The sequence below is a fragment of the Rugamonas fusca genome (assembly GCF_014042365.1).
GTDB lineage: Bacteria > Pseudomonadota > Gammaproteobacteria > Burkholderiales > Burkholderiaceae_D > Rugamonas > Rugamonas fusca.
Genome location: NZ_JACEZS010000006.1, coordinates 118,915 through 136,070, shown reverse-complemented (window position 1 = coordinate 136,070; position 17,156 = coordinate 118,915). Strand labels below are relative to the sequence as shown.

11 protein-coding genes are annotated in these 17,156 nt (G+C 69.1%); all 11 read left to right on the top strand.

What is annotated here, in order from left to right:
* Positions 1–1,437: a flagellar protein export ATPase FliI gene (gene fliI, locus H3H36_RS09200; protein ID WP_182216540.1), complete on the top strand. Its 1,437-nt coding sequence runs from the start codon at positions 1–3 to the stop codon at positions 1,435–1,437.
* A 35-nt stretch (positions 1,438–1,472) separates the two neighbouring features.
* Positions 1,473–1,913 (top strand): flagellar export protein FliJ, encoded by a 441-nt coding sequence (gene fliJ / locus H3H36_RS09195; RefSeq protein ID WP_182216538.1) that lies wholly within the window; start codon positions 1,473–1,475, stop codon positions 1,911–1,913.
* A 50-nt stretch (positions 1,914–1,963) separates the two neighbouring features.
* Entirely contained in the window at positions 1,964–3,559 is a 1,596-nt protein-coding gene (locus H3H36_RS27515) for a flagellar hook-length control protein FliK (RefSeq protein WP_182216535.1), read from the top strand.
* Positions 3,560–3,783: 224 nt separating this feature from the next.
* On the top strand, positions 3,784–4,290 hold the full coding sequence (fliL, locus tag H3H36_RS09185) for a flagellar basal body-associated protein FliL (protein WP_182216742.1): 507 nt from the start codon (positions 3,784–3,786) through the stop codon (positions 4,288–4,290).
* Positions 4,291–4,297: 7 nt separating this feature from the next.
* Positions 4,298–5,278: a flagellar motor switch protein FliM gene (fliM, locus tag H3H36_RS09180; RefSeq protein WP_182152224.1), complete on the top strand. Its 981-nt coding sequence runs from the start codon at positions 4,298–4,300 to the stop codon at positions 5,276–5,278.
* A gap of 35 nt (positions 5,279–5,313) precedes the next feature.
* Positions 5,314–5,733, top strand: a complete 420-nt coding sequence (fliN, locus tag H3H36_RS09175) for a flagellar motor switch protein FliN (RefSeq protein WP_182167765.1) — start codon at positions 5,314–5,316, stop codon at positions 5,731–5,733.
* On the top strand, positions 5,734–6,393 hold the full coding sequence (gene fliO, locus H3H36_RS09170; RefSeq protein ID WP_182216532.1) for a flagellar biosynthetic protein FliO: 660 nt from the start codon (positions 5,734–5,736) through the stop codon (positions 6,391–6,393).
* Positions 6,383–7,153: a flagellar type III secretion system pore protein FliP gene (gene fliP / locus H3H36_RS09165; protein ID WP_182216530.1), complete on the top strand. Its 771-nt coding sequence runs from the start codon at positions 6,383–6,385 to the stop codon at positions 7,151–7,153. Before fliO ends, fliP begins: the two co-directional genes overlap by 11 nt.
* A gap of 12 nt (positions 7,154–7,165) precedes the next feature.
* A complete protein-coding gene (fliQ, locus tag H3H36_RS09160) occupies positions 7,166–7,435 on the top strand; it encodes a flagellar biosynthesis protein FliQ (protein WP_182167720.1) in 270 nt (89 codons plus the stop codon).
* A 36-nt stretch (positions 7,436–7,471) separates the two neighbouring features.
* The gene (fliR, locus tag H3H36_RS09155; protein ID WP_182216527.1) at positions 7,472–8,311 is read left to right on the top strand and encodes a flagellar biosynthetic protein FliR; all 840 of its coding nucleotides are present in this window, start codon (positions 7,472–7,474) and stop codon (positions 8,309–8,311) included.
* Positions 8,312–8,393: 82 nt separating this feature from the next.
* Positions 8,394–16,835, top strand: a complete 8,442-nt coding sequence (locus H3H36_RS09150; RefSeq protein WP_182216524.1) for an SPM autocatalytic domain-containing protein — start codon at positions 8,394–8,396, stop codon at positions 16,833–16,835.
* Positions 16,836–17,156: the final 321 nt, after the last annotated feature.

Here is a 17,156-nt window from a genome sequence, read left to right as displayed (position 1 = left end):
ATGGATACCCTCGCCGCGCCGGCCGGTCCGGCCGGCCCCGCCACCCCGGCCAACGCCCACGCCGGCCGCTGGCAAGCCTACCTGCACGACTGCGCCACCCTGGTCAGTTTCGTGGAACCGATGCAAGTGTCGGGCCGCGTCACGCGCGTGGCCGGCCTGGTGATGGAAGCGGTCGGGCTGCGCCTGGCCGTGGGCGCGGCCTGCACCGTGCCCCTGCCCAGCGGCGGCAAGGTCGAGGCCGAAGTGGTGGGCTTCGAAGGCGACCGCCTGTTCCTGATGCCGCAAAGCGACGTCGAAGGCATCGTGCCGGGCACCCGCGTGTTTCCGGTCGAACCGGCCATTCCCCGCCCCGGCAGCGTGGCCCATCCGCGCCGCCGCCCCAGCGACCGGGCCCGTCACCTGCCCGTGGGGCCGGAACTGCTGGGCCGGGTGCTCGATGGCGCCGGCCGCCCGCTCGACAACCTGGGCCCGCTGCATGCGCACGACAGCGCCCCCATCAACGTGCGCCCCGCCAACCCGCTGGGCCGCGCCCCCATTGTCGAGACGCTGGACGTGGGCGTGCGCGCCATCAACGCCATGCTGACCGTGGGCCGGGGCCAGCGCATGGGCCTGTTCGCCGGGTCCGGCGTCGGCAAATCCGTGCTGCTGGGCATGATGGCGCGCTACACGGAGGCCGACGTGATCGTTGTCGGCCTGATCGGCGAACGGGGCCGCGAAGTCAAGGAATTCATCGAGCAAATCCTGGGCGAGGAAGGCCTGGCCCGTTCCGTGGTGGTGGCCGCGCCGGCCGACACGCCGCCGCTGATGCGCATGCAGGGCGCCGCCTATGCCACGGCGATCGCCGAACACTTCCGCGACCAGGGCCAGAACGTGCTCCTGATCATGGATTCGCTCACCCGCTACGCCATGGCCCAGCGCGAGATCGCGCTGGCCATCGGCGAGCCGCCCGCCACCAAGGGCTATCCGCCGTCCGTGTTCGCCAAGCTGCCGGTGCTGGTGGAGCGGGCCGGCAATGGCGAACTGGGCGGCGGCTCCATCACGGCCTTCTACACCGTGCTGACGGAGGGCGACGACCAGCAGGATCCGATCGCCGACTCGGCGCGCGCCATCCTGGACGGCCACATCGTGCTGAACCGGCGCCTGGCCGAGGCCGGCCACTACCCGGCCATCGACATCGAACAATCGATCAGCCGCGCCATGCACTCGATCACCTCGCACGAGCACCAGGTGCAGGCGCGCAACCTCAAGCAATTGTTCTCGCGCTACGAGCGCAGCCGCGACCTGATCAGCGTGGGCGCCTACGCGCCGGGCACCGACCCCGTGCTGGACCAGGCCATCGCCCTGCATGACAAGATCGAACACTTCCTCCAGCAACAGATCACGGAACGGGTCACCATGAGCGAGAGCTTGGGGCAACTTACCTCGCTATTCGACTGATTGCCCGTCAGACAGGGCGCCTATAATGCTTGATCATGGCATCCCAATCTCAACTGAAAACCCTGATTGAGCTGGCGCAGCGGGAAACCGACGACGCCGCCAAGCGGCTGGGCGCGGCCCTGCAAGCCGTGGCCGAGGCCGAGCAAAAGCACCAGATGCTGATCGGCTACCGGGACGAGTATGTCAAGCGCTTCGAGGCGGCCCAGGCAGCCGGCATCACCCCCATGGCCTACCGCAACTTCCAGGCCTTCATGGGCAAGCTGGACAACGCCATCACGGGCCAGCAGGAAGTGATCCGGCACGCCGAGCAGCGCAGCGCGCAGGAAAAGCAGGCCTGGCAAACCAGCGAGCGCAAGCGCATGTCCTACGCCACGCTCAACGAGCGGGCGGCGGCCGCCGCGCTCAAGCTCGAAGCCAAGCGCGACCAGAAGCAGATGGACGAACACGCAGCACGACAGGCATATTACAAACGCTGAATCGCACCGCTCAGCTGAACGCGGCGGCAACCAACCATAACGGCGCAACCATGCAAACTCCCATCCTTCCCCTGCCCACCATCACCGCCAACGCGGCCGCGGCGCCCAAGGTGAGCCTGAACGCGAACGGCCAGGACAACCAGTTCCAGCGCGCCCTGTCGCGCGAAATGGAACAGCGCCAGTCGGCCAACGCCAGCAGCAACGCGCCCACCCGCGCGCCCGAGCGCCAGCCGGCCGCGCCGGCCGCCCCGCGCCAGAGCACCATGCCGACGCGCCAGGCCACGCCCGCCAGACAGGCCCAGGCACCGGAGGCGCCTGCGGACAAGGATGCCGCTCCTCCCGTGCAGCCGGGCGCCCGGAGCGCCCCCGACAGCACCAGCGCGGCCGCCGCCACCGCCAAGGCTGCCGACGGCGCGACGGACGATGCCCAGAGCGACGCCAAGGCCGCGCTCGACGGCCCGGTGGCCGACATGCTGGCCCTGGTCGCCGCCTTCAACCCGCCAGCAGCGCCCGCCGCCGCGCCGGCAGCTGCGGCCAGCCAGACGGCCCCGGCCGCACAGGGCGCCGCCGCCGGCGCCGCTGTGCCCGACGCAGCCGCCGCCACGGCCAGCGCCACCGCCCCTGCGCTGCTGCAGGCGGCAGCCGACCAGGCGGCCGGCACGGAAGATTTCCAGGCCACGCTGACGCAAGCGAACGCAGCCCTGGCAAGCGCCAAGGCCGATCCCGCGGCGACGGCCGGTGCCGCCGCTGCCGCCGCCGCGGCCGCCGCCGACAGTGCCGCCGCCAGCGCCGCGGCCATGCCCGCCCTGCCCGCCACGCCGGCCGCCGTACGCGACGCCAAACCGGCCGCCGCCAGCGCCGGCGACGCCGCGCCAGACACCAAGGACACCACCCTGGCCCAGCTGGGCGCGGCCGATGGCGCCAAGGCCGATGCCGGCACCGACAGCGCCGGCCAGCTCAAGGCCAAGGCCGCGCCGGCGGACCAGGCTGCACTGCAAGCCGGTGGCGAACGGCCGGCGCCGGACGCCCCCATCCCCGTCGCCGTCGCCAAGGCCACGCCGGCCGAAGCGGCCGCCGTACTGAAGGCGGCCACGCCCGCCGCGGCCGCCCCGGCCCCCAATACTGTCGCCCCGGCCGCCGTGGCCGGGCTGGAAGTGGCCAAGGCCGCCACCGCCGCCGTGCCAACGGAGCGCCTGCCGGCCCGCGTCGGCACGCCGGGCTGGGACCAGCAACTGGGGCAGAAGATCGTCTTCATGGCCGCCGGCGGCGAGCAAAGCGCCACCATGGAACTGAACCCGCCGGACCTGGGGCCGCTGCAAGTGGTGCTGAGCGTGTCGAACGACCACGCCACGGTGGCGTTCTCGTCGGCCCAGCCGGAAGTGCGGCAGGCGCTGGAGGCGGCCGTGCCCAAGCTGCGTGAGATGATGGGCGACGCCGGCATCCAGCTGGGCAACGCCACCGTCTCGGCCGGCATGAGCAACCAGGACAACAACTTCCAGCAGCAAGCCGCGTCGGCCCAGTCGGGCGGCGGCGGCGCTGGCGGCCACGGTGGCGCCCGCTTTGGCCGCGACAGCGCCGAACCGGCGCCGCGCAGCGCCCCGCCCGTGCGGCGCCTGCCGGCCGGCGCGGTCGACACCTTCGCCTGAGCGCCCCACCCCGAACCTGCGGGGACGTGACACACGCCAGCCAGTGTGTCATGTCCCCGTTGTGCTGCGCATTGTTGCCTGTTTCATCAAGGAAACGCCGAGCAAGGCCCGCTTCCGCCCTCTTTTCCACAGATGCTGATGCGCAGTCTTTCCCGATAATGACATAATGACGGCATGAACCACTACCGCACGATGCAAGGCTTATTTTGAAAGCGAATCCCAAATTGAAGGCTGACCCCAAAGCGGATGCCGCACCGGCTGGCGGTGGCGGCAAGAAGAAGCTGATCATCATCATCGTGGCGGCCGTGCTGGCCCTGGGTGGGATCGGCGGCGGCGCGGCCTGGTTCTTCCTGCATGGGAAAGCGGACGAGGCGGCGCCGGCCAAGGGCAAACACAAGCAAGTCAAAGCCGGGCCGCCCGTGTTCGTGCCGATCGAGCCGTTCACCGTCAACCTGCAGCCGGAGGATAGCGGCGAGCAATACCTGCAACTGGCGTTCACGCTGCAGGTGTCGGGCCTGGAGGAAGTGGAGCTGATCAAGAACAACATGCCCAAGGTGCGCAGCCGCTTATTGTTGCTGTTGTCGGGCAAGCATGCGTCGGAGATCAACACGCCCGAGGGCAAGAAGCAGCTGAGCGCGGAAATCATCGCCCAGGTCAAGGAGCCGTTCGAGGAACACGGCGAGCCGCAGGACGTGACCGACGTTTTATTTACCTCGTTTATTATTCAGTAACACTGTCATGGCCGATAATTTTCTCTCCCAGGAAGAAGTCGATGCCCTGTTAAAGGGCGTCAACGGCGATCAGGACGACGCGCAGGCGCCGGAAGAAGTCGCGGGAGTCAGAACCTACAACCTGGCAACCCAGGAGCGCATCGTGCGCGGCCGGATGCCTACGCTGGAGATCATCAACGAGCGCTTCGCGCGCCTGTTGCGCGTCGGCCTGTTCAATTTCCTGCGCCGCAGCGCCGAAGTGTCGGTCGGCTCGGTGCGGGTGTCCAAGTACAGCGAGTTCATCCGCAACCTGGTGGTGCCCACCAACCTCAACCTGGTGCACATGAAGCCGCTGCGCGGCACGGCCCTGATGGTGTTCGATCCGGGCCTGGTGTTCCTGCTGGTCGATAACCTGTTCGGCGGCGATGGCCGCTTCCACACCCGGGTCGAGGGCCGCGATTTCACCCAGACCGAGCAGCGCATCATCCTGCGCATCCTCGACATCGTGTTCGAGGCTTACACCAAGTCGTGGGAGCCGGTCTACCCGGTCGAGTTCGAATACATCCGTTCCGAGATGAACACCCAGTTCGCCAACATCGCCACCCCCAACGAGGTGGTGGTAGCGTCCACCTTCACGGTGGAACTGGGTTCCGTGTCGGGCCAGATCCACTTCTGCATGCCCTACTCCATGATCGAGCCGATCCGCGACGCGCTCACCTCCAGCCTGCAGGGCGAGGCGCTGGAAGTGGACAAGCGCTGGATCCGTTTGATGACGCAGCAGATCCAGATCGCGGAAGTGGAACTGGTGGCCTCGCTGGGCACGGCCCGCGTGTCGTTTGATGAAATCCTCAACATGCGGGTGGGCGACATCATCCCCCTGAACATCCCGGAAATGATCTCGGCCACGGTCGATGGCGTGCCCGTCATGGATTGCAGTTACGGCGTATTGAACGGACAATACGCGCTCAAGGTTGAGAAATTGCTGGCCAATGCCGATAACATCAAATAAGTGGTCCAGCGACCCTAGCTACACAGGAGAGAAACATGTCGGATAATCAAGACGATCAAAGCTTGGATGACGATTGGGGCGCCGCGATCGCCGAGCAGGCCAAGGCCGAGGCCGAGGCGCTGCAGAACCAGCAGGCCGCCACGGCCGCCGTGTTCCAGGATTTTTCCAAACAACAAAGCAAGACGGAAACCCACAACGATATCGATTTCATCCTCGATATCCCGGTCCAGCTGACGGTGGAACTGGGGCGCACCAAGATCGCCATCAAGAATCTGCTGCAACTGGCCCAGGGTTCGGTGGTGGAACTGGACGGCCTGGCCGGCGAGCCGATGGACGTGCTCGTGAACGGCTGCCTGATCGCCCAGGGCGAGGTGGTGGTGGTGAACGACAAGTTCGGTATCCGCCTGACCGACATCATCACGCCGTCCGAACGCATACGCAAACTCAATAAATAAATGAAACCTGCCCTCCTCCTAGGCCTGCTGTTGGCGGCGCTGGCCGCCGCTCCGGCGCAGGCCCAGCGCAGCGTGTCGGGCACCATCGGCGCCGCACCGGCGGCCCCAGCCACCGCAGCCACCGCAGCCACGGTGGCGACGCCAGCGCCGGCCACGCCGGCCACGCCAGCCACAGCGGCCATCGGCGCTGCGGCCGCGGCCAGCCAGCCAGCGGCGCCCGACGCGGCCACGCCAGCGCCCGGCCCCGCCGCCACCTTGCCCCCCCGTCCGGCGCCATTGCCGGCCATGACCTTGCCGGCGCCGGCCCCGTCGCCCACGGGCGGCCTGCTGCAAAGCATCTTCGCGCTCGGTTTCGTGCTGGCCCTGCTGGTGGGCGCGGCCTGGCTGCTCAAGCGCTTCGGTCCCAAGACCATCACCGGCGGCGCCCATGTGCGCCTGGTGGGTGCGCTCAGCGTGGGCGCGCGCGAACGCATCCTGGTGGTGGAAGTGGGCGAACAGTGGATCGTGGTGGGCGCCTCGCCTGGCCGCATGAACGCGCTGGCCACCATGCCGCGCCAGCCGCACGACCCGGCCGACGACGCCGTGGCCACGCCCGCCCTGCCCGGCGCCCAGTTCGCCGAGTGGCTCAAACACACGATAGATAAACGTAATGGTAAATAAGCAAGGCGGCCTGACGCCGGCCACGGCCTGCAAGTGGCTGCTCACCCTGGCCGCCCTGGCCCTGCCGCTGTGGGCGGCGGCCGAACCGGGCATCCCGGCCTTCATCAGCAGCCCGGCGCCGGGCGGCGGCACCAGCTACACGCTGCCGATCCAGACCATGCTGCTGATGACGGCGCTGTCGTTCATCCCGGCCGCGCTGCTGATGATGACCAGCTTCACCCGCATCATCATCGTGCTGTCGCTGCTGCGCCAGGCCATGGGCACCCAGTCGGCGCCCCCGAACCAGGTGATGGTGGGGCTGGCCCTGTTCCTGACCCTGTTCGTGATGGGCCCCGTGTTCGACCGGATTTATACGGAAGCCTACCAGCCTTTGCAGGAAAACAAGATCACCATGGGACAGGCGATGGACAAGGGCGTGGCCCCGCTCAAGGATTTCATGATGAAGCAGACGCGCCAGGCTGACCTGGCCCTGTTCGTCAAGCTGTCGCGCACCCCGGCCCTGCAGGGACCGGAGGACGTGCCGCTGCGGGTCCTGATCCCGGCCTTCGTCACCAGCGAACTGAAGACGGCGTTCCAGATCGGTTTCGCCATCTTCATCCCCTTCCTCATCATCGACATGGTGGTGGCGTCGGTGCTGATGTCGATGGGCATGATGATGATGTCGCCGGCCGTCATTTCGCTGCCGTTCAAGCTGATGCTGTTCGTGCTGGTCGATGGCTGGCAGTTGCTGCTGGGCTCGCTGTCCCAGAGTTTTTACTGACGAGGCGCCGCGATGACTCCGGAATCCGTCATGACCATGGGCCGCCACGCGATGGAGGTGACCTTGATGATCGCCGCCCCGCTGCTGCTGGTGGCCCTGATCATCGGCCTGGTGGTGAGCATTTTCCAGGCCGCCACCCAGATCAACGAGGCCACGCTGTCGTTCATCCCCAAGCTGGTCGGCATTTTTGTCGCGCTGGTGGTGGCCGGGCCGTGGATGCTGGCCGTGATGCTCGATTACATGCGCGAAGTGTTCGGCGGCATCCCGGGCCTCGTGGGTTGAGGCCGCCATGCCGATCCTGAGCGCGGGCGGTGGCGCATGATCACGCTGACCACGGCCGAGATGAACACGTGGATCGCCGCGCTGCTGTGGCCGCTCACGCGCATCCTGGGCTTGATCGCGGCCGCGCCCGTGTTTGGCAATTCGGCCGTGCCCGTCAGCGTCAAGGTGGGGCTGGGCGTGCTGCTGGCGCTGATCGTGGCGCCGGCCGTGCCGGCGCTGCCGGCCACCGATCCGCTGTCGCTGGCCGGGCTGCTGATCCTGGCGCAGGAGTTGCTGGTGGGGCTGGCGATGGGCTTTGCCATCCGCATCGTGTTCGCGGCCGTGGAAATGGCGGGCGAGATCAGCAGCCTGACCATGGGCCTGGGGTTCGCCACGTTCTTCGACCCCAACACCCAGGGCCGCTCGTCGGCCATCAGCCAGTTCCTGGCGCTGGTGGCCACCATGGGTTTTTTGGCCGTCAACGCCCATCACGTGCTGCTGTCGGCCCTGGTGGAGAGTTTCAGCAGCCTGCCCGTGTCGGCCCGGCCCCTGTATGGCGGCGGCTTCAAGCAGCTGGCCGACTGGGGCGCCATCATCTTCAGCACCGGGGTGCAGCTGTCGCTGCCGATCGTGGCCGCTTTACTGATTACCAACGTGGCGCTGGGCATCCTGACACGGGCCGCGCCGCAACTGAATTTGTTCGGGATCGGATTTCCGGTCACCTTGGGTGTAGGTCTGCTGGTCGTCGCCATGTCTCTCCCCTACCTGGCGACACCCATGCAGAACCTGTTTTTGGAAGGTATTGAACGGGCCCGGCTCATGCCGCGCACGTGGTCGCAACGGCACGACGTGGTCAGGACGCCAACATCGCCGTTGGCGCCGCCACCGCGGCCATAGCGAAAATCAATAGCCAGACACGACAATTAGGTTTCCATGAGGCAAGCAAAATAGTATCATGGAGAATACCGGGAGAAGCGGCATGACGTCTATCATCACTGACTTTACGACTGACCAGATCGCCGCCTTGCGCAGCGATCAGATCGCCCTATTGTCGACCGAGGACATGCAGGCCCTGAACTCGGACCAGCTGCAAGTGCTGAGCAGCAGCCAGTTGCGCCTGCTCACCAGCACCCAGTTGCTGGCGCTGAGCACGGACAATATCGCCGCGCTCACCACCGACCAGTTACCCACCCTGCTGCCCCAGCAAGTAGGGGGACTGAGCACCGCCCAGACGACAGCCTTGCGCACCGACCAGCTGCCGGTCCTGACCACGGCCGAAACCCAGGCCCTGCGCAGCGACCAGTTGCGCGCGCTCGTGTCCAGCCAGGTGGCGGCCTTGCGCACCGATGACGTGCGGGCCTTGCAAACGAACCAGGTGGCCGTGCTGGGCTCGGACCAGGCCGCCGGCCTGTCCAGCGACCAGCTGGCCGCCATGAATTCGGTCCAGCTGCGCGCCTTGAACACGGTGGCCATCGCCGCCCTGGGCAGCGACCAGCTGACGTCGCTGGCCACGAGCGCCGTGGCCCAGCTGCTGACCAGCCAGATCAACGCCCTCACCCCGGCCCAGTTGCTGGCCCTGACCACCGACCAGGTGGCGGGCCTGAACACGACCCAGGTAGCCAGCCTGGCCACCCAGAGCCTGGCCGGCCTGTCGACCGACCAGCTGGCGGCCATCGAGACGCGTGATCTGGTCTGGCTGAACAGCGCCCAGGTGGCCGCCCTGACGGCGATCCAGGTGGTGGCGCTGACCACCCAGCAAAGCGCCGCCTTGCGCAGCAACGAGGTGGCGGCCCTGACGACGGACCAGATTCCCCTGCTCAGCAGCGACCAGATCGCCGCCCTCAGTTCGCTCGCCCCGCTCGGTTCGGCCCAGATGCAAGTGCTCACGACGGACCAGCTGGCCACCATGGCGACCCGTCAGGTTGCCAGCCTGAACAGCCTGCAACTGGCAGCCTTGCAAGACTTCCAGCTCGACGCGCTGACGACGGACCAGATCGTGGCCCTGTCCTCGCTGCAGGTGGGCGCACTGAACACGGCCAGCCTGTCCCTGCTGACCACCGACCAGGTGGCGGCGCTGGAGACGCGCGACTTCGCCGTGCTCGACACGCGCCAGATCAATGCCCTGACGACGGCCCAGCTGACGGCCGTGACGACGGCCCAGATGGCCGCCCTGAGCAGCGCCGACCTGGCCGCGCTCCGCACTGACTTGCTGCCCGTGCTGAGCAGCGACCAGCTCGCCGCCTTGCCGTCACTGGCGCCGCTGGGCAGTGCCCAGATCGGCGTGCTCACCACCGACCAGGTGGCCACGCTGGAAACGCGCGCCGTGGCCGCCCTTGGCAGCAGCCAGCTGGCGGCCCTGAACGGCCCGCAGCTGGTGGCCCTGACCAGCGACCAGTTGATCGCCCTGACGGCGGCCCAGGTGGGCAGCCTGCCGACGGCCACCCTGAACCTGCTGACGACGGACCAGATCGGCCAGATCGAGACGCGCGACATCACGGCGCTGCGCTCGACGCAACTGGCGGGCCTGGCCACCGACCACCTGGCCGCCCTCACGACGGCCCAGTTCGCCGCCCTGGGCAGCGCCACCATCGCCGGGCTGACGACGGACCAGATCGGCGCCTTGACCACCGACCAGCTGGGCGCGCTGAGCTCGCTGGCCGGCCTGTCGAGCCGCCAGATCGGCGCCTTCACGACCGACCAGCTGGCCAGCCTGTCCACCCGCAGCCTGGGCACGCTGGCCGCCGCCCAGCTGGCCGTGCTCAATTCCGACCAGATCCGCGCCCTCAACACGGACCAGATCGTCGCGCTCAGCACGGCCCAGTGGCGGGCCCTGAATTCGGACGCCATGGCCGCCCTCACCACCGACCAGGTGGCGGCGATCGAAACGCGCGACGTGGCGGCGCTGGCCAGCAACCAGCTCAACAAGCTGAGCACGGACCAGATCGCCGCGCTGACGACGGCGCAGGCGGCGGCCCTGACCTCGGCCGAGACGGCCGCCCTCACCACTGACCAGGTGGCCGCCCTGTCGAGCAGCCAGCTGGACGCCCTGAAGACCCTGACGGCCCTGACCACGCGCCAGATCCAGGCCCTGAGCACGGACCAGGTGGCCACCCTGAACACGGCCGACGTGGCCGCGCTGCAAACGCGCCAGATCGCCGCCCTGACCAGCGACCAGGCCCTGGCGCTGGGCACGGACCAGATCGTGGCACTGGGCAGCGCCCAGTTGCAGGCGCTGGCCACGGCCACCCTGGCCCAGTTGTCGACCGACAGCATCGCCGCCATCGAAACGCGCGACATCCCCTACCTCAAGACCAGCCAGCTGGCCAGCCTGAGCACCAGTCAGATCGTCGCCATGACGACGGCCCAGCTGGCCGCGTTCACCTCGGCCGAAATCCGGGCACTGACCACGGACCAGGTGCAGGCGCTCAGCAGCGACCAGATCATCGCGCTGACGGGCTTGACGGGCTTGAGCAGCAAGCAGATCGCCTCGCTCAGCACCGACCAGCTGGCCACGATGAGCACGGCCGACTTCGCCAGTTTGCTCAGCAGCCAGATCGCCGCCCTGGGCAGCCTGCAAATGCCGGGCTTGACGACCGACCAGATCGGCGTGCTGGCCACGGCCCAGATCCGGGCCCTGTCCACCAGCGCCATCGCCGCCCTCAACAGCGACCAGATCGGCGCCATCCGCATCGGCGACCTGGTGGCGCTGAGCACGCGCCAGGTGGCCGCGCTGGGCACGGACCAGCTGGCCGCGCTGCACAGCAACCAGCTGGCCGCGCTGACCACGGCCGAGGTGGCGTCCTTGACCACGCTGCAAGTGGCCAACCTGAGCAGCACCCAGCTCGACGGCCTGAGCGCGGCCGCGCTGGCCGCCTTCACCACGCGCCAGTTGGCCGCCTTCACCACCGACCAGCTGGCCACGCTCAACACGGTGGACTTGAACGCCCTCAAGAGCAGCCAGATGGCCGCCTTGAACAGCGACCAGCTGGCCGCGCTCACCACCGACCAGTTGCGGGCCTTGAGCAGCACGCTGCTGCGGGCGCTGGGCACGCAGGCCATCCCGTCGCTGACGACGGACCAGGTGGCGGCCTTAACGCCGCTGGAAATGGCCAACCTGCGCACCGCCCAGCTGGCCGCGCTGACGACCGACCAGATCGCCGCCCTGAGCACGGCCCAGATGGGCGCCCTGAGCACCCAGGAAATCGCCGCCCTCACGCCGGTCCAGAAAGCGGCCCTGAGCAGCAGCCAGCTGGCCGCGCTGGCCACGCTGGCCTCGTTCTCGACGGCCGCCATCGCTGCCCTCACGACCGACCAGATCGCCTCGCTGTCGCTGGCCGCGCTGACCGGCTTGACGACCGTGCAAGTGGCCGCCCTCACCAGCGACCAGGTGGCCGCCCTCACGACGGCCGAGATCGTGTGGCTGACGTCGGCCCAGTTCCGCGCCTTGACGCCGACCCAGCTGGCCGCCCTGACGACCGACCAGGTGGCGGCCATCGAACTGGCCGACATCGCCGCCCTCAAGACCAGCCAGGTGGCGGCCCTGACGACGGACCAGATGGCGGCCCTCACTACCGACCAGTTCGCCACCTTGAGCACGGCCGACATCGCGGCCTTGACGACGCGCCAGATCGCCGGTCTGTCCACCGACCAGATCGCCAGCTTCGCCACGCTGGCGCCGCTGGGCAGCCGCCAGATCGCCGCCCTCACCACCGACCAGATCGCCAGCCTGGCGGCGGCCCGCATCCCGACCCTGAAGACCAGCCAGATCGCCGGCCTCACCTCGGCCCAGGTGGGCGCGCTCACCAGCGACCAGATCATCGCCCTCACCAGCGCCCAGGTGCGCAGCCTGACGGCCGCCACCCTGGCCGCGCTTGGCACCGACCAGCTGGCCGCGATCGAAGTGGCCGACATCCGGGCCCTGACGACGGCCCAGGTGGCCGGCCTGACGACGGCCCAGGTGGCCGGCCTGACGACGGCCCAGCTGGCCAACTTCAGTTCGCAGGAAATCGGCGCCCTCGGTTCGCGCCAGTTGAACGCGCTCAGCACGGCCCAGCTGGCCGCGCTGACCTCGCTGGCCGGCCTCAGTTCGCTGCAGATCGCCGGCATGAACAGCGACCAGATCGCCGCCCTCACGCCGGCCCAGGTGGCGGCCATGAAGACCAGCCAGATCGCCGCGTTCAGCTCGCAGCAGATCGGGTTCCTGACCACCGACCAGGTCATCGCCCTCACCTCGGCCCAGTTGCGCAGCCTGTCCAATTCCGTGCTGGGCGCGCTGACGACGGACCAGCTGGTGGCCCTCGACGCGGCCGTGGCCGTACTCAAGACCAGCCAGGTCCCTGGCCTGACCAGCACCCAGCTGGGCGCGCTCACGCTGGCCCAGTACGGCGACCTGACGACGGCCGAGATCCGCGCCCTGGCCAGCAACCAGATCAACGTGCTCACCAGCGCCCAGATCGACGCGCTCAGCAGCCTGGCGCCGCTGGGCACGGAACAGATCCGCGCCCTCACCAGCGACCAGGTCAGCACGCTGACCAACGCCGACCTGGCCGCCATGAAGACCAGCCAGATCGCCGCCATGAGCAGCATGCAGGCGGCCGGCCTGACGACCGACCAGATCGTGCTGCTGTCGTCAGCCCAGCTGCGCGCCATGGACAGCCACACGCTGGCGCGCCTGAACACGGACCAGATCGAGGCGATCGAGCCGCTCGACCTGCGCGCCCTGGGCACGGCGCAGCTGCAGGCGCTGACGACGGACCAGATGGCGGCCCTGCTGACCAGCCAGCTCCACGCCCTGGGCAGCGCCTCCATCAACGCCTTCACGGTGACCCAGTTGTCGGTGCTGTCGAACGCCCAGCTCAACTCGCTGGGCAACCTGGCCGACTACAACACGGCCCAGATCGCGGCCATGTCCACCGACCGCATCGTGGCCATCACGACGGACGACCTGGGCCTGCTGTCAACGCGCCAATTGGCGGCGCTGACGGCCGTGCAGGCGGCCGTGCTGACCAGCGACCAGTTGATCGCCCTCACCGGCCCCCAGCTGGGCGCGTTGTCGACGGCCGCCGTGCGCGCCCTCACCACCGACCAGATCCCCTACATCGAACCGGGCGACGTGGCCTACCTGAAAACGGCCCAAGTGGCCGCGCTGGGCAGCGACCAGTTGCAGGCGCTGACCACCGACCAGGTGGCCACGCTCACCACCGTCGAGCTCGCCGCCCTGAAAACGAGCCAGATCCCGGCCCTGACGACCCAGCAGATCGCGGCCCTGGCCGCGCTGCGCAGCCTGACGACGGCCCAGGTGGCCGCGCTCACCAGCGACCAGGTGGCCGCCATCGCGCCGGGCCAGCTGGCCACGCTCAAGACCGGCCAGATCGCCGCGCTGAGCAACGTGCAAGTACCGAGCCTGACGACGGACCAGATCGCGGCCCTGCTCACGGCCCAGTTCGCTTCGCTGTCGAGCAAGGCCATCGCCGCCCTCACGACCGCCCAGATCGCCGCGCTGGCGCCGGCCGACCTGGCCGCGCTCAGGACGGCCCAGGTGGGCGCGCTGACGACCGACCAGCTGGCCGTCATCAACACCGACCAGATCGGCGCGCTGAGCACGGCCGCCATCGCCGCCCTCAGCTACCTGCAAGCGGACAGCCTCAACACCGACCAGCTGGTGGCCCTGACGCCGGCCCAGGTGCGGGCCCTGTCCACGCGCGCCATCGCCAACCTGCTGCCGGCCCAGTTCAGCGCCATCGAACCGGGCGACCTGGCCGCCATGCGCACCGACCAGATCCGCGCCTTCAATTCCGACCAGCTGGCCGCCATCACCACTGACCAGCTGGCGGCCTTGACCACCTCCGAGGTGGCGGCCCTGACGCCGCTGCAGATCAGCTTCCTCGATGCCACCCAGTTCGCCCTGCTCGGCTCGCTGGCCGCGTATGGCACGGCCCAGTTCGCGGCCCTGCCCACGGACCGCCTGGCCGCGCTCGACGACACCCAGCTGGCCGCGCTGACCTCGGTGCAGCTGGCCGCCATGACCAGCCGCCAGGCGCCGGCCCTGACGACGCACGAGATCGTCGCGCTGACGGTGCCCCAGTGGCAAGCCATCAGCACGGCCACGCTGCGCGCGCTGACGACGGACCAGATCGCGGCCATGGAACTGGCCGACCTGGCCGGCCTGAAGACGGTGCAAGTGGCCGCCCTCACGACCGACCAGGTGGCCGTGCTGAGCACCGACCAGCTGGGCGCGTTCACCTCGGCCGAGATCGGCGCGCTGACGACGGCCCAGGTGCGGGCCCTGACCACCGACCAGTTGACCGGGCTGAGCAGCCTGGCCGGCTTCGGCAGCGCCCAGGTGGCCGCGCTCACCAGCGACCAGCTGGCCGCGATCGACGTGGCCCACCTGGTCACGCTCAAGACCAGCCAGATCGCGGCCCTGACCAGCCGCCAGATCCAGTACCTGACGACCGACCAGATCGCCGGCCTGACGACGGCCCAGGCGCGCAGCCTGAGCACGTCCGTGATCGCCAGCCTGAACACGGACCAGTTGCAGGCGCTGACCATCGCCGACCTGCGGGCCTTGACGACGCTGCAACTGAACGCCTTGCGCACGGCCGAGGTGGCCAGCCTGACCAGCGACCAGCTGGGCAACCTGACGAGCCAGGAAGTGGCCAGTCTGGCCACGCTCCAGCTGCGCGCGCTGACGACGGACCAGATCAACGCGCTGGCCAGCCTGGCACCGCTGACCACGCTGCAGATCGGCGCGCTCAGCTCCGACCAGCTGCCGGCCATCGACGCCACCCATTTCGCCACGCTCAAGACCAGCCAGATCGCGGCCCTGAGCAGCAAGCAGATCGTCGCGCTGACCAGCGACCAGCTGATGGCCCTGACCACGGCCCAGGTACGCGGCATCAACCTGGGGTCGCTGGTGGCGCTGACCAGCGACCAGTTGCCCTACTTGCCGGCGGCCGACCTGGCCGCGCTGACCACGCTGCAATTGCTGTCGCTCAAGACGGCCCAGATCGGCGCGCTGACGACGGACCAGATCACGGCCCTCTCCACCAAGTCCTTGTCCATGCTCAGCTCGGCCCAGATCCGCGGCTTGAACACCGACCAGTTCTCGGCGCTCGGTTCGCTGTCCGTGTTCACCACCACCCAGATCAGCGGCCTCACGTCGGACCAGGTCAACGCCATGGACAGCGCCCTGATCGACGGCATGAGCACGCAACAGCTGGCCAGCCTGGGGCCGGCGTCGCTGTCGGGCATGACCACCACCCAGCTCAACGGCCTGAACTCGGACCAGCTCGGCGCATTGACGACCCGCGCGCTGACGGTGCTCAATTCCGACCAGATCGACGCGCTCGACGCCAACGCCGTGCGCGCCCTCAAGACCTACCAGCTGGCCGCCCTCACGACGGACCAGATCGCCGCCATGACGACGGCCCAGATCAGCAACCTGAGCACGCAGCAAGTCCGCTCGCTCAAGCTGGCCCAGATCAAGGCCTTGACGACGAATCAGATGATGTCGCTTGGCAATGGCGAACTGGCCGCGTTCTCGTCGACCCAGGTGTGCGCGCTGACGACCGACCAGACGGCCGTGCTGACGGCCGACCAGCTGGCCGCGCTGCCGCTGGGCAGCCCGCTGATCCTCGACTTGAATGGCGACGGCGTGCACACCCTGTCGATCACGGCCGGCGTGCAGTTCGACCTGTACGGCACCGGCAGCAAGCTGGCCACCGGCTGGGTCGCCCCCACGGACGGCTTGCTGGTGCTGGACCGTAACGGCGACGGCAAGATCGACAGCGGCAGCGAGCTGTTCGGCACCGCCACCGTGCGCGCCGACGGCAGCCGCGCCAGCGACGGCTTCGCCGCCCTGTCCGGGCTCGACAGCAACCATGACGGCGTCGTCAACGCCAGCGACGCCCTGTTCGGTGAATTGCGGGTGTGGGTGGATGCCAACGCCGATGGCGTGAGCACCAGCGCCGAGCTCAAGACGCTGGCCCAGGTGGGCGTGACCAGCCTGGACGTGACGGCCCACAAGACCAGCGTCAACGACCAGGGCAACTGGACCGGGCTGACGGCCAGCTTCCAGCGCAGCGATGGCAGCAGCGGCCAGTTGGCCGATGTGTGGTTCCTCACGGACCGGCCGGCCATGCAGGCGCCGCTGAGCGCTCACGTGAGCGCGCTCACGCACGCGATCGCCAGCTTCGGCCAGCAAGCCGTGACGCCCGGCACGGGCCAGCTCGGCTTCACGGCCGGCGAGGCGCAGACTGCGCCCGCCGCGGCCACGGTGGCGGCCAGCGTGGCCGACCTGGCCCGCCAGTTGCAGCAGTTCGCTGCCGTCAACAGCGGCCAGCCGGCCGCGCCGGCCGAGCTGGGACGCGAGGACTGGCAGCGCAGGCTGGCCATCACCACCTTCCTGGCCAGCAAATAAGCGACGGGGTCTGCCCACATCGTATCGTGGGCGTCCGGCCCGCGGCGTAGGGGACTGACCCGCGCACAGCGGCCCGGATCGAGGCCGGCGGCGTAGCGGGGTCTGTCCCCGGTGCATCCCGGCCGCGGGCTGGGGGACAGACCCTGCGGTTCAGCCGCCCGGGCCAGGCGCGACGGTGCGGCGCCGGGGTCAGTCCCTTGCGGACGCATCACCGGCGCCGGGGTCAGTCCCTTGCGGGCGCATCACCGGCGCTGGAGTCACTCCCTTGCGGACGCAACACGGACGGCGGGGTGCCACAGCCGCGCCCGTGCACGAATGCCG

Coding starts and splice junctions, on each gene's coding strand:
- fliI (WP_182216540.1), top strand. CDS start 1: ATGGATACCCTCGCCGCGCCGGCCGGTCCGGCCGGCCCCGCCACCCCG.
- fliJ (WP_182216538.1), top strand. CDS start 1,473: ATGGCATCCCAATCTCAACTGAAAACCCTGATTGAGCTGGCGCAGCGG.
- H3H36_RS27515 (WP_182216535.1), top strand. CDS start 1,964: ATGCAAACTCCCATCCTTCCCCTGCCCACCATCACCGCCAACGCGGCC.
- fliM (WP_182152224.1), top strand. CDS start 4,298: ATGGCCGATAATTTTCTCTCCCAGGAAGAAGTCGATGCCCTGTTAAAG.
- fliN (WP_182167765.1), top strand. CDS start 5,314: ATGTCGGATAATCAAGACGATCAAAGCTTGGATGACGATTGGGGCGCC.
- fliO (WP_182216532.1), top strand. CDS start 5,734: ATGAAACCTGCCCTCCTCCTAGGCCTGCTGTTGGCGGCGCTGGCCGCC.
- fliP (WP_182216530.1), top strand. CDS start 6,383: ATGGTAAATAAGCAAGGCGGCCTGACGCCGGCCACGGCCTGCAAGTGG.
- fliQ (WP_182167720.1), top strand. CDS start 7,166: ATGACTCCGGAATCCGTCATGACCATGGGCCGCCACGCGATGGAGGTG.
- fliR (WP_182216527.1), top strand. CDS start 7,472: ATGATCACGCTGACCACGGCCGAGATGAACACGTGGATCGCCGCGCTG.
- H3H36_RS09150 (WP_182216524.1), top strand. CDS start 8,394: ATGACGTCTATCATCACTGACTTTACGACTGACCAGATCGCCGCCTTG.